This window comes from Streptomyces purpureus, assembly GCF_014648195.1.
Classification (GTDB): Bacteria; Actinomycetota; Actinomycetes; order Streptomycetales; family Streptomycetaceae; genus Streptomyces; species Streptomyces purpureus.
On record NZ_BMQQ01000019.1, the window covers coordinates 127,133 to 140,279 of the forward strand.

Below are 13,147 nucleotides of genomic sequence, written 5' to 3' on the forward strand. Positions count from 1 at the left end.
CAGCGCTCGCCCGACACGCCATCTGACGGTTCGTCAGAAGTGTGTCATGGAACCGGGGCGGAGGTCAGCGGTTCTCCGCGAGCCATTTCCCGGCGATCTCCGCCAGTTCGGCATCCCGCCCCGCCAGCATCATCCGGATCATCTGCGCGTCGCCGCGCAGCGACCACGCGGGGTGCCCGAAGGTCGCCGGATTGTTCTTCTCCAGGAGGAAATGGGCGGGCCACGCGGTGCCGTAACCGATCAGCGGCAGCGCCGCGAGATACCGCGGCCGCCCCCGGACCAGCCCGTACGCGCTGATCGCGAGCCCGGTCAGCGTGCCCGTCAGATGGACCCACCGGGTCGCGGCCCGGGAGTGCATCGCCACGTAGTAGGGCCAGAATTCCTCGTACGAATCGAAGCTCCGTTCAGCCATACGGGCACCGTAATCGCTCCCCGGTGAACCGGAAACGGGTCCACTGCGTCCGTAGGGAGAGCAAGGAGAGAAAGCGGAACGGGCGGCCGGGACCCACGGGGGTGGTTCCGGCCGCCCGTTCCCCTCGCGGCCGCGTCTCAGTGCCCGGCCACCGACCGGCGGGCGACGGGGAAGTCGAAGTACGTCGACGGGAACGGCTCCGGCTTGAAGGTGAAATGCCACCATTCCTCGGGCAGGTTCACGAACCCCTGCGCGCCCAGGGCGGACGTGAGCAGCCGGCGGTTGGCACGCTGGGCGTCCTGGATCCGCGGATCGTCCGTATGCGAGAGCGTGTCGAAGCAGTCGAAGCCGGTACCCATGTCCACCGAGTTGTCGGGGAACCGCTCGGCCCGCGGGGCGTAGCACTCAACCTGCTTCTCACCGGGCACATACGGCCGCGTCGGTACTGCAGGCAGCTTCACCACCGTCACATCGACCGTCGAACCCCGGCTGTGCCCCGACTTCTCCGCGATGTAACCGTCCGCGAACAGCCGGGACTTGTCGACGCGGGGATAGAACTCGGTCTTCATCCGCTCGTCCCGCAGATCCTTCGCCCACCGTACGAAGTGGTCGACCGCCCGCTGCGGCCGGTAACAGTCGTAGACCTTGAGGGAGTAGCCCTGGCTCAGCAGCTTCCGCTGCGCCTGCCGCAGGGCATGCGCGGCCGGGCGGGTCAGGATGCACACCGGCTGGCGGTAGCCGTCCACCGGCTCGCCGACGAAATTGTGCGCCGTCGTGTACCGCATGTCCTGGAGGATCGTCGGGTCCACGGACCGCAGCGCCACGAACTCCTCCGGCGCCTTCGGCTCGGGCCTGGCCTGCGCGGCGGGAGCGGCGGCGACCAGGACGGCGGCGCCCGCGGTGGCGGTCGCGACGAGCGCGCGGAGCGCGTAAGCAAGTCGTGTCATGCGCACCGTCTATCAGCTCCGCCCGCGCCCGGGAAAGAGCGCCCGCCCACGCCCCGGAAACTCAACCGCCCGCCCACGACCCGGCCACTCAACGGCCCGCCCGCAACCCGGACACCAAACCGCCCGCCCGCGCCTCAACGGCTCGCCCCCGCCCGGAAACCCGAACCCGCGCCCCGGCTCCCGAAAGCGGCCCCCCGCCCCGTCCGGCTCCGCTATCGTCCGCGCCCGTGAACCACTCCCACTGCTCCAGCTGCGGAGCCGCCTACCCGGCGACCGCCACCACCGCCGACACCTGGCCACGTCATTGCACCGCGTGCGGTGACATGGCATACCGCAATCCGCTGCCGGTCGCCGTCGCCCTGCTGCCCGTCACCGACGCGGCCGGTACCGGACTCGTCGTCATCACCCGCACCATCGACCCGCACAAGGGCGGCATCGCCCTCCCCGGCGGCTTCATCGACCACGCCGAGGACTGGCGCCACGCCGTGGTCCGCGAGCTCCGGGAGGAGACCGGAATCGACGCCGCGGCGAGCGACGTCCGGCTCGCCGACGCCATGAGCTCCCCGGCCGGCCACCTCCTCCTCTTCGGCCTTCTCCCGCTCCGAAGCGCCGCGGACCTGCCGCCGTCCCGCCCGACGGACGAGACCAGCGGCCACCACGTCCTGCGCGGCCCCGCCGAGCTTGCCTTCCCCCTGCACACCAAGGCCGTACGCAACTGGTTCACGCACGCCTACGGCTGACCCGCCACCTCCGCCAGCCCCCGCACCCGCACCGGCCCCTCCACCGCCACGGCCCCCTCGTCCGTCACCCGTTCCACCACGACCCGCCCGTCGGCCAGCCGGGTCGTGTACCGCTCGATCTCCGCCGACTCCCACCCGTCCCCCCGGTCCCGTACGACCAGGCCGCCCCCGGTCCGTCCCGCCGCCGGCGCCCACGCCTCCAGCTCCGTCCCCCCGTCCGCGCCCCGCACCGCCAGCACCGAGCCGGCTCGCGCCAGTACCGGGATCCTGGACAGCGGCGCCCCGAGCAGCACCTGCCCGGGGCCCTCGTGCGCCTCCCCGGTCGCCGTGTCGTACCACCGCCCGCGCGGCAGCCGTACCGCCCTGTGCCGCGTACCGCGCTCCATGACCGGCGCCACCAGCAGCGCGTCGCCGAGCAGGAACGCGTCCTCGCAGTCCCGCAGTGCCCGGTCCTCAGGCGCGCCCCACCACACCGGCCGCACATAGGGCGCCCCGGTGAGCCGGGCCAGCTGCGACAGGGTGACGAAGTAGGGGCGCAGCCGCTCACGTTCGGCGAGCGCCACGCGCGCGTGCTCCAGGACCTCGGGGCCGAACTCCCACGGTTCGCGCCGTCCCGCGTCGATCGCGGCGTGCGTACGGAACAGCGGCAGGTACGCCCCCAGCTGGAACCAGCGCAGAAAGAGCTCCGGCGGCGGACTGCCGTCGAAGCCGCCCACATCCGGACCCGAATACGGCACACCACACAGCCCCAGCCCCATCACCAGCGACAGCGAGGCCCGCAGCCCCGGCCAGCCGGTGGCCACATCACCGGACCACGTCCCGCCGTACCGCTGCATCCCCGCCCACCCGGAGCGTGAGAAGAGGAACGGCCGCTCCTCCGGCCGCAGCCGCCGCAGCCCCTCGTACCCTGCCCGTGCCATGGCCAGGCCGTAGACGTTGTGCGCCTCGCGGTGGTCGCCGCCGCGCCCCTCCAGGGTGTGCCGGGCGGAGCGGGGGAGGGTCCGGTCGCCGAACGGCGCGAAGGACACCGGCTCGTTCATGTCGTGCCAGACACCGGAGAAGCCCTGGGCGAGCCGCTCCTCGTAGAGCCCGCCCCACCACTGCCGCGCGGCGGGATCGGTGAAATCCGGGTACACACAGTCCCCGGGCCACACCACCCCCCGTACCTCCTCGCCGGCGGCATCCCGGACGAACGCACCGGCGGCCCTTCCCGCCGCGTACACCCGGTTCCCCGGGTCGGCCTTCACCGCCGGATCGACGATCGACACCAGCCGCACGCCCTGCTCGCGCAGCTCGCCCGCGAGCCCGGGGAGCCCGGGAAACCGCTCCCGGTCCACTGTGAAGACCTGGTGTTCGTCGTAGTGGTCGATGTCGAGGTGGAGGGCCGAAAGCGGCAGCCCCCGCTCCCGGTACCCGGCCGCCACCCGCCTCACCTCCCGCTCGCTGCCGAAACCCCAGCGCGCGTGCTGCGGCCCCAGCGCCCAGGACGGCGGCAGGGCGGGCGCGCCGGTCAGCGCCGCCCAGCCGTGCAGCACGCGCGCGGGGGTGCCGACCACCACCCAGCAGCGCAGCGGGCCGCCGCCCATCCGCACCTCGCTCGCGCCCGCCCGGTCGTGCCCCGACCCCGCACCCTCCTCGCCCTCGCGCAGGGTCACCTGCCCGTCCCAGGAGTTGTCGTGGAACGCCAGATGCGTGCCCGCGTCGGCGACGACCAGCTGGACCGGCATCGTGATGTAGAGCGGATCCTCCTCCGGCCCGAAACCGCCGCCGCGCGGATCGGTGTTCCACAGCCGGTACGTGCCGTCGCGCAGCCGCGGCCCGGACGCGCGGCCGCCAAGTCCGAAGAAGCGCGCGTCTGCGGGCACCTCCGAGCGCTGCACCCACCGCCCCGTGCGGCCCTGGCCCTGAGCCCCCTCGGTGGCCGTCTCCGCCGAAGCCCGCCCGGCGGCCCCCGCCGCGCCGTGCACCGGTTCCCACCAGCGCGGCGGCAGGTCCCGGCGCAGCATCACCCCGCCCGGAGTACGGATCTCCACGGCGCCGTGCCGGGAGACGCGTACGGTGACACGCTCCGCGACGACCCGCCAGCCGCCGTCCTTGTCCGGTTCCAGCACGGCCCGCGGATCGGGCTCCGGCGCCTCGCCCGCCAGCGCGTACGACGGAAGCGGCCCGGCTCCGTCCCACCCCCAGAAGACGGTCCCGCCGCTCGCCACCCGCACCCGCAGTTCGGACCGGGCGAACCGGATGATTCCCCCGCCGGGCAGTGGCTCCGCGCCCTGGACCTGCCCCGGCACCCGCGCCCGCTCGGCCCCGCGTGGTGGCAGTCCCCGGGCGTCCGTGCGCCGCTGCCGCCACGCCGAGCGCATCGCCCGCAGCCCCCGCACCGATCCGAACTCCCGCACCGAACGCACCAGCTCACGACCGTCCATGACGTTCACCCTGCCAGTCGACCCGGCGGGGGAGTGGCCCGTTCAACTGCCGTTCACCCATGGTGGGACCACATATTCAGCCTCCCGACCATGGGGAGTGAACCCTGGTGCGAAAGACGATCACATGGCATCGTCCCTGTCAGCCGTGTCACGCGCACACCCCAGCACGTGCGCGGGACACACGCCAACACCGCGTACAGCCCGGGAGCAGCCACCATGTCGTCAGGGACCCCAGCGAACCCCGCGAACGCCGCGAACCCCGCGCCGCTCTGGCAGCCGGACCAGGACCGCATCGCCGCGGCGGCGGTCACCCGCTTCCAGACCTGGGCGGCCGAACGGTTCGGCGCACCGGCCGACGGCGGATACCCGGCCCTGCACCGCTGGTCCGTCGAGCACCTCGACACGTTCTGGCAGGCCGTCGCCGAGTGGTTCGACGTCCGCTTCTCGACCCCGTACGAGCGCGTCATCGGCGACCGCTCCATGCCCGGCGCACAGTGGTTCCCCGGAGCCACCCTCAACTACGCCGAGCACGCCCTGCGCGCCGCCGCCGAGCGCCCCGACGCGCCCGCGCTGCTCCACGTCGACGAGTCCCAGGAGCCGACGCCGATCAGCTGGGCCGAGCTCCGCCGCCAGGTCGGCGCACTCGCCGCGGAGCTGCGCGCCCTCGGCGTACGCCCCGGCGACCGGGTCAGCGGCTACCTGCCCAACATCCCGGAAGCCGTCGTCGCCCTCCTCGCCACCGCGGCCGTCGGCGGCGTCTGGACCTCCTGCGCCCCCGACTTCGGCGCACGCAGCGTCCTCGACCGCTTCCAGCAGGTCGAGCCGGTCGTGCTGTTCACCGTCGACGGCTACCGCTACGGCGGCAAGGAGCACGACCGCCGCGAGACCGTCGCCGAACTCCGCGCGGAACTGCCGACCCTGCGCGCCGTGGTCCACATCCCCCTGCTTGGCACTGAGGCCCCCGAATCCGCCCTGACCTGGTCCTCCCTGGTCGCCGGCGACGCCGAGCCGGTCTTCGAGCAGGTCCCCTTCGACCACCCGCTGTGGGTGCTGTACTCCTCCGGCACCACCGGTCTGCCCAAGGCGATCGTCCAGTCCCAGGGCGGCATCCTGCTCGAACACTTCAAGCAGCTCGGCCTGCACTGCGACCTCGGCCCCGAGGACCGCTTCTTCTGGTTCACCTCCACCGGCTGGATGATGTGGAACTTCCTCGTCTCCGGCCTGCTGACCGGCACCACGGTCGTCCTGTACGACGGCAGCCCCGGCTACCCCGACACCGGCGCACAGTGGCGGATCGCCGAGCGCACCGGGGCGACCCTCTACGGCACCTCCGCCGCGTACGTCATGGCCTGCCGCAAGGCGGACGTCCACCCGGCCCGCGACTTCGACCTGTCGAAGATCACCTGCGTGGCCACCACCGGCTCCCCGCTGCCGCCCGACGGCTTCCGCTGGCTCCACGACGAGTTCGCCGAGGCCGGCGCCGACCTGTGGATCGCCTCGGTGAGTGGCGGCACCGACGTCTGCTCCTGCTTCGCAGGAGCCGTGCCGACCCTCCCCGTCCACATCGGCGAACTCCAGGCCCCCTGCCTCGGCACGGACCTCCAGGCCTGGGACCCGCAGGGCAAGCCCGTGGTCGGCGAGGTGGGAGAGCTGGTCGTCACCAACCCCATGCCGTCCATGCCGATCCACTTCTGGAACGATCCCGACGGCAGCCGCTACCACGACAGCTACTTCGAGATGTTCCCGGGCGTCTGGCGGCACGGCGACTGGATCACCCTCACCGACCACGGCTCCGTCGTCATCCACGGCCGCTCCGACTCCACCCTGAACCGCCAGGGTGTCCGGATGGGCTCGGCGGACATCTACGAAGCCGTCGAGCGCCTCCCGGAGATCAAGGAGTCCCTCGTCATCGGCCTCGAAGAGCCGGACGGCGGCTACTGGATGCCGCTCTTCGTCCACCTCGCCCCCGGCGCCACTCTGGACGACGCCCTGCGTGAGCGGATCAAGCGGACGATCCGCGCGGAGCTCTCACCCCGCCACGTCCCCGACGACATCATCGAGGTCCCGGCCATCCCGCACACCCTCACCGGCAAGCGCATCGAGGTCCCGGTCAAGCGCCTCCTCCAGGGCACCCCCCTCGCGAAGGCCGTCAACCCGGGCTCGGTCGACAACCTCGACCTGCTCCACTTCTACGAGGAGCTCGCCCGCACCCGCCGCTGACCGGAGCCCCGGCCCGAGACACGTACGGGGGGTGCGGGAGCCCCCTCACCCCCCGTACGTCGCCTCGGACTCACCCAGCACGCCCGCGAAGTCGGCCGCGAGGCGCGCCGCCTCGTCCACCGTCAGCCCCGCCGTGGTGATCCGCACCGCCGTCGGTGCCGAGATCCGGAAGCGGGCCCCGGCCGCCACCCACCAGCCGCGCGAGCGCAGGCCGTTGACCACCGCCGACTCGTCCCGCACGGGCACCCACACATTGATCCCGCTGACTCCATGTGCCCGCACCCCATACCGGCCCAGCTCCCGGATCAGCGCCTCCCGCCGCTCCGTGTACGCCCGCTCGCCCGCCGCCACCAGCCGGCGTACGCCCTCGTCCTCCAGCAGCCAGGTCACCGTCTGCTGGAGCACATGACTGACCCAGCCCGAGGTCAGCAGCATCCGCCCGTCGTGCCGGGCCAGCGTCGCCGCGTCACAGGCGACCCCCGCCCAGCGCAGATCCACGCCGAGATGCTTGGACACCGTACGGACCTGAGCCCACCGCGCCAGTCCGGTCGTGGCGAGCGCGTACGACGGAGCGCCCGCGATGTCCGCGTTGTGGTCGTCCTCCACGACGAGCACCTCGGGGAAATCGCGGAGCACGCGCGCGAGGTCGTCCCGTCGCTCCTCGGAGAACGCGCCGCCCATCGGGCACTGCCCCCGCGGGCTGCACACCACGGCCCGTACACCTCCGCGCAGCGCGACGCGCAACTCCTCGGGGCGCAGCCCCTCGTCGTCCACCGCCACGGGCACCATGCGCAGGCCGAGGGCCGGTACGAGATCCAGGAGATGGTGGAAGCCGGGATCCTCCACGGCCACCGCGTCACCCGGCCTCAGCTCCGTCGACAGCAGCCGCCCGATGCAGTCCAGCGCCCCCTGCGCGAACGTCACCCGCTCCGCCGGGACCCCGTCCCGCGCGAACCACTCCCGGGTCAGCTCCTCGAGCCGGGGGAGGCGGGGCGAGCCGCGGTGCGAACCGAAGACCGGAGCGATCCGCGCGGGCGGCCGCAGCTCCGGAAGGAACGCCGGATCGGGGTGCCCGCCCGCCAGGTCCCGTAGCCCCTCCGGGACCTTGGGCGGCCGCCGGGACGCGACGGCGGGCTCCTCGGCCACCACCGTGCCCCCACGCCCCCGCGTGACCACGACACCTCGCTGCCGCAGCTCCTTGTAGGCCGTCGCCACCGTGCCCGGACTGACCGCGAGCTCATCCGCCAGGCGCCGTACGGGCGGCAGCGCGAGCCCCGGCCCCAGACCGCCCTCGGCCACGCCCCGTTCCACGGACGCGGCGATTTCCCTCGCCGTCGCCCCAGTGATCGCATATTGTGTTGCCACGTATATGAGAATGTACCAATACAAAACTGAAGTCAAGGGGGAGACAGTGAGCCTGACCCAGCGCCGGGCCGCACTCGCGGCACGCATACCCGGCGGCCGCGACGGCCGCCGCATGCTCGTCGTCGCGTTCATCGACAAGACAGGCACCGGCCTCTGGGCGGCCGCGGTCGCCCTCTACTTCACCTACGTCACCGGCCTCACCGTCGGCCAGATCGGCCTGCTCATCGGCGTCTCCGGAGCCGTCGGCATCGCCGGCGCACCCCTCGCCGGACGCCTCGCCGACCGATTCCCGATCACCCGCGTCCTCATAGCCGCCCAACTCCTGCGCGCCGCGGCCCTGCTCGCCCTGCTCACCACCGACCACTACGCCCTGCTGATGCTCTACTCCGCGATCGGCACCCTCCCCGACCGCGCCGCCGGTGTCCTCACCAAGCTCTACGCCGCGCGCGCCGCCGGCCCGGAACGAGTCCGCTACCAGGCCATCAACCGCACCGCCGCCAACCTCGGCTGGTCCGTCGGCGGCCTCGCCGCCGCGGCCGCCCTCGCCCTCAACACCAGCGCCGTCTACCAACTGCTCCTCATCGGCAACGCCGCCAGCTACCTCCTGATGGCGTTCCTCACCTCCCGCTGCGGCGAACCCAAGGCCCCCTCCCGCGTCGTCGCCACCTCCACCACCACCCCCGCGGCCCCGCTCTCCAACCCCTGGCGCGACCGCACCTTCCTCCTCTTCACCGCCACCGAAGCGGCGCTCTTCCTCGACGACACGATCCTTCAGGTCGCCATGCCGCTGTGGATCATCCACGCCACCGACGCCCCCGTCGGCCTCGCACCCCTCCTCCTCGTCCTCAACAGCGTCCTCGTCGTCGCCCTCCAGGTTCCCCTCGCCCGCTTCGGCGCCACCACCAGCGCCGCCCGCACCCTCCTCATCCCCCTCGCCGCCCTCTTCGCCGCCGGCACCCTCGCCCTCGCCGCCTCCGCCACCGGCGGCCGCTGGCTCGCCATCACCACCCTCGTCCTCGCGGCTGTCCTCCTCACCTTCGCCGAGATGATCCACGCCACCGCCTCCTGGGAACTCTCGATCGCGCTCTCACCCGACGACGCCCAAGGCGCCTACCTCGGCGTCCACGGCCTCGCCGGCGCCGTCCAGCGCAGCGCCGGCCCCCTGCTGCTCTCCGCCGTCATCGCCGCGGGCCCCCTCGCCTGGCCCGCCCTCGGCGCCGCACTGGTCGCCACCTGCGCCGCCCAGCACCGACTCGTCCGCCAAGGCCTCACTAAACGCTCACTGTCAGTGCCGCCGGTTACGGTGAGTGAGCATTGATCGACAGCGCTCAGGGGGACACATGGCGCAGACCCGCACCACCCGGCAGACCATCTCGATGCGGCGCGCACTGCGCCGCGAAGTGCCCAGCATCGTCGGCCTCCTCGCCGACGCCCAGGACTTCGCGGCCATGCGCCACTACCGCACCTTCCGCTTCGACGACCACACCACCTACCTCCACCAGATCGAAGCCCTGCTCCGCACCCTCTCCGCCCAGGGCGGACACACCACGGTCGCCCTCTTCGACCCCGAGGAGTACGCGGAGTTCTGCGCCGACACCGGACTCGACCCCGACAGCCGCGCCAGCCGCGCCCGCTACACCACCGAGCTCGCCGCCACCGGCACCCTCGTCCCCTACACGGGACAGCCCATGGACACCCTCGTGCCCACCCTCATCGACGCCGCCGTCCGCCGCGCCACCTGGGAGTACGCCACCACACTCCTCGCCGGCCTGGGGGAGTGCGCCGACTGCGGACAGGACGTCGGACGCGCCGCCTTCGACCGCGCCTCCCGGCTCCTGCTCCGCATCCTGGAAGCCGCCGGCCCCGGCATCCACCACCTCGTGTGCAGCGTCCCGGCCCACGACGAACAGCTCGTAGCCGTCCTGCACACCGAGACCCGCGCCACCGGCCCCGCCCACCTCGACGCCACCGAAGGAGCCGAGTTCACCACCGTCCTCGCCGCCGGCATCGCCCTCGGCTCCCCAGGCGGACTCGTCCTGCGCACCACCACACCGGACACACCGGAGGCCCCCGACCGCCTCCACGGCTGGCGACTGCGCCAGGGCACCCTCCACCCGCTCAACGACGCAGAGGTCTTCAACGCCTACTGCACCGACGCCGACACCGGCGAACCGCTGTCCCCGGAGCCAGGCGTCGAATACCTCGCCGGATTCCCCCTCGACCCCGACGACGACTGGCCGCCCCACCACTGACCCCGCACACGACGAAGGGGCTCCCCACCACCAGGTGGGAAGCCCCTTCAACACCACGCACTCACCGCGCGGCCGACCGGATCACTCCCCGGACAGCACCGCCTGCGCGGCGACCCGCGCCTCGTCGGCGGAGTCCGCCGCACGCGCCGCAGCCGCGGCCCGCTCGCACTGCGCCAGCGTGTACTTGGCCAGCGTCGCCCGCACATACGGAATCGACGCCGCCCCCATGGACAGGCTCGTCACACCCAGACCCGTCAGCACACACGCCAACAGCGGATCGGAGGCCGCCTCACCACACACACCACAGCTCTTGCCCTCGGCCCTCGCGGCCTCGGCCGACAGCGCGACCAGGTCCAGCAGCGCCGGCTGCCACGGATCCTGCAGCCGCGACACCGCCCCGACCTGACGGTCGGCGGCGAAGGTGTACTGCGCCAGGTCGTTTGTGCCCAGCGACAGGAACTCCACCTCCTGCAGGATCGAGCGAGCCCGCAGCGCGGCGGACGGAATCTCCACCATCGCTCCGAACTTCGCCCGCAGCCCCGCCTCACGGCACGCGTCGGCGAACGCCTTCGCGTCCGTACGGTCCGCCACCATCGGCGCCATGACCTCGAGGTACACCGGCAGCCCCTCGGCGGCCTTGGCCAGCGCGGTCAGCTGCGTCCGCAGCACCTCGGGGTGGTCGAGCAGCGTACGAAGCCCGCGCACACCCAGAGCCGGGTTCGGCTCGTCGGCCGGAGTCAGGAAGTCCAGCGGCTTGTCGGCACCGGCGTCGAGCACCCGCACCACCACGCGCCCCTCGGGGAACGCCTCCAGCACCTTGCGGTACGCCTCGACCTGCTTCTCCTCGGACGGCGCCTGCTTGCTGTCGTCCAGGAACAGGAACTCGGTACGGAACAGACCCACACCCTCGGCACCGGCCTCCACCGCCGCCGGCACATCCGCCGGACCGCCGACGTTCGCCAGGAGCGGCACCTTGTGCCCGTCCGAGGTGGCGCCCGGACCGCTCGACGCGGCCAGCGCGGCCTTGCGCTCGGCGGCCGCCCGGGTCAGCTCCGCCCGCTTGTCCTCGCTCGGCTCCACGAAGATCTCGCCGGTGCTGCCGTCGACGGCGATGAGCGTGCCCTCGGCCAGCTCACCCGCGCCGGGCAGCGCCACCACGGCGGGCACACCGAGAGCCCGCGCGAGAATCGCGCTGTGGCTGGTCGGCCCGCCCTCCTCGGTCACGAACCCGAGCACCAGCGCGGGGTCAAGCAGCGCAGTGTCCGCCGGCGCCAGATCCCGCGCGATCAGTACATACGGCTCGTCGCTGTCCGGCACACCCGGCATGGGCACACCGAGCAGCCGGGCCACGATCCGGTTCCGTACGTCGTCGAGATCGGCAACGCGCCCCGCCATGTACTCGCCGGCACCCGCCAGAAGCTCGCGGTAGTGCGAGAAGGCGTCGTAGATACCGCGCTCGGCGGTGCTGCCCACCGCGATCCGGCGGTCGACGTCGGCGATCAGCTCGGGGTCCTGGGCGATCATCGCCTGGGCCTCCAGCACCGCCTGCGCCTCACCGCCGGCCAAATTGCCGCGCGCAATCAGGTCGGCAGCAACAGCTTCGACGGCCTGGCGAGCGCGCCCCTGTTCGCGCTCGGCATCCTCAGCCGGAATCTGCTTGGCCGGTGGCTCGAGAACCGCCGTGCCCATGTGCCGGACCTCGCCGATCGCCACACCGTGGCTGACACCGACGCCTCGCAGCGTTGTCTCCATCTCACCCGTCTCCGATTGAGCGGCGGCCCCAGCCGCCGCGTTGAATGTCCCGCCCACGGCCGTCACGAGGGACGACGCCGACGTCACTGCCAGCTGAACAGCGAGTCGCCGGCCTTCACATCGCCGTCTTCGACGAGACCGGAGAGGGATTCGCCTGTGGCCTCGAGCGCCACGACGGGGCTGATAGGAGACTTGCCCGCCTCTTCCACGGCGGCGGGGTTCCAACGGATCAGCGCCTGTCCGCGCGTGACCGTGTCCCCCTTGTTGACGAGGAGCTCGAAGCCCTCGCCGTTGAGCTGCACAGTGTCGATACCGAGGTGCGTCAGCACCCCGTGCCCCTCGCTGTCGACGACGACAAAGGCGTGCGGATGAAGCGAGACCACAACGCCGTCGACGGGCGCGACGGCCTCCGAAGGCTCACGTGCGGGATCGATGGCGGTACCCGGACCGACCATCGCGCCCGAGAACACGGGGTCGGGTACTGCGGCAAGACCGATGGCGCGTCCAACAAGTGGCGACGTCACGGTTGTCATGGGAAGCCTCCCAGGGGCGGAGATTGTTGCGCCGTCACTACCTGTCCTGGACGGCGTACTGTTCAGAAGCGTATGTCATAGGAAGTCCCAGTTCCGCACGAGTGATCCTGGTTCGCGGACCTAGGGGACTACCGGAAACGATTTGCCTCTTCTGGCGCGGAGCTGTACTGTCGTACTCCTGCCTGACCCCAACGCGACGTTGAGTCGTAGGTCGGCAGTCGCACCTTCAAGTCGCGATCCTACCCAACTGGTCTACACCTCTGCATGTCCGCATGCCCCGGGGTGAGTGGTCAGGGGGACGGAAAAGGCCTGATAGAGTTCGGACCGCCGGAAAGGAAACCGCGAAAGCGATTTCCCGGAAAGCAACCCCGATCCGACGGGGAATCGGACGCGAAAGAGTCTGATAGAGTCGGAACGCGAAATACCGAAGGGAAGCGCCCGGAGGAAAGCCCGAGAGGGTGAGTACGAAGGAAGCGTCCGTTCCTTGAGAACTCAACAGC

10 protein-coding genes are annotated in these 13,147 nt (G+C 72.1%); 4 read left to right on the forward strand and 6 right to left on the reverse strand.

Annotated features, from left to right (window positions below; all coding sequences use genetic code 11):
- Nucleotides 1-64: 64 nt before the first annotated feature.
- Nucleotides 65-412 (reverse strand): Mpo1-like protein, encoded by a 348-nt coding sequence (locus IEZ01_RS23155; protein WP_019884707.1) that lies wholly within the window; start codon nt 410-412, stop codon nt 65-67.
- 137 nt (nt 413-549) lie between these two features.
- A complete protein-coding gene (locus IEZ01_RS23160; protein ID WP_189203549.1) occupies nt 550-1,359 on the reverse strand; it encodes a M15 family metallopeptidase in 810 nt (269 codons plus the stop codon).
- Between the two features lie 227 nt (nt 1,360-1,586).
- On the opposite strand from IEZ01_RS23160, the gene IEZ01_RS23165 reads away from it, so the two are divergent.
- Nucleotides 1,587-2,099, forward strand: a complete 513-nt coding sequence (locus IEZ01_RS23165; protein ID WP_028797295.1) for an NUDIX domain-containing protein — start codon at nt 1,587-1,589, stop codon at nt 2,097-2,099.
- On the opposite strand, the gene IEZ01_RS23170 is transcribed toward IEZ01_RS23165, so the two are convergent.
- Entirely contained in the window at nt 2,090-4,525 is a 2,436-nt protein-coding gene (locus tag IEZ01_RS23170; protein ID WP_189203551.1) for a glycoside hydrolase family 31 protein, read from the reverse strand. The two genes, IEZ01_RS23165 and IEZ01_RS23170, sit on opposite strands and share 10 nt — an antisense overlap.
- Nucleotides 4,526-4,741: 216 nt before the next feature.
- Between IEZ01_RS23170 and IEZ01_RS23175 the strand changes: the two genes are divergently transcribed.
- Nucleotides 4,742-6,745: an acetoacetate--CoA ligase gene (locus IEZ01_RS23175; protein WP_019884699.1), complete on the forward strand. Its 2,004-nt coding sequence runs from the start codon at nt 4,742-4,744 to the stop codon at nt 6,743-6,745.
- Nucleotides 6,746-6,790: 45 nt separating this feature from the next.
- On the opposite strand, the gene IEZ01_RS23180 is transcribed toward IEZ01_RS23175, so the two are convergent.
- Nucleotides 6,791-8,110: an aminotransferase class I/II-fold pyridoxal phosphate-dependent enzyme gene (locus IEZ01_RS23180; protein ID WP_040875365.1), complete on the reverse strand. Its 1,320-nt coding sequence runs from the start codon at nt 8,108-8,110 to the stop codon at nt 6,791-6,793.
- A 46-nt stretch (nt 8,111-8,156) separates the two neighbouring features.
- Here IEZ01_RS23180 and IEZ01_RS23185 point away from each other — a divergent pair, with 46 nt between their 5' ends.
- The gene (locus IEZ01_RS23185) at nt 8,157-9,428 is read left to right on the forward strand and encodes an MFS transporter (RefSeq protein WP_019884697.1); all 1,272 of its coding nucleotides are present in this window, start codon (nt 8,157-8,159) and stop codon (nt 9,426-9,428) included.
- 22 nt (nt 9,429-9,450) lie between these two features.
- Complete coding sequence (locus tag IEZ01_RS23190) at nt 9,451-10,362, forward strand: DUF8829 domain-containing protein (RefSeq protein ID WP_189203553.1); 912 nt, start codon at nt 9,451-9,453, stop codon at nt 10,360-10,362.
- Between the two features lie 81 nt (nt 10,363-10,443).
- Here the strand turns inward: IEZ01_RS23190 and ptsP are convergent, their stop codons facing one another.
- Both ptsP and IEZ01_RS23200 read right to left on the reverse strand, forming a co-directional pair.
- A complete protein-coding gene (ptsP, locus tag IEZ01_RS23195; RefSeq protein ID WP_189203555.1) occupies nt 10,444-12,114 on the reverse strand; it encodes a phosphoenolpyruvate--protein phosphotransferase in 1,671 nt (556 codons plus the stop codon).
- 83 nt (nt 12,115-12,197) lie between these two features.
- Complete coding sequence (locus IEZ01_RS23200; RefSeq protein WP_028797291.1) at nt 12,198-12,647, reverse strand: PTS sugar transporter subunit IIA; 450 nt, start codon at nt 12,645-12,647, stop codon at nt 12,198-12,200.
- Nucleotides 12,648-13,147: the final 500 nt, after the last annotated feature.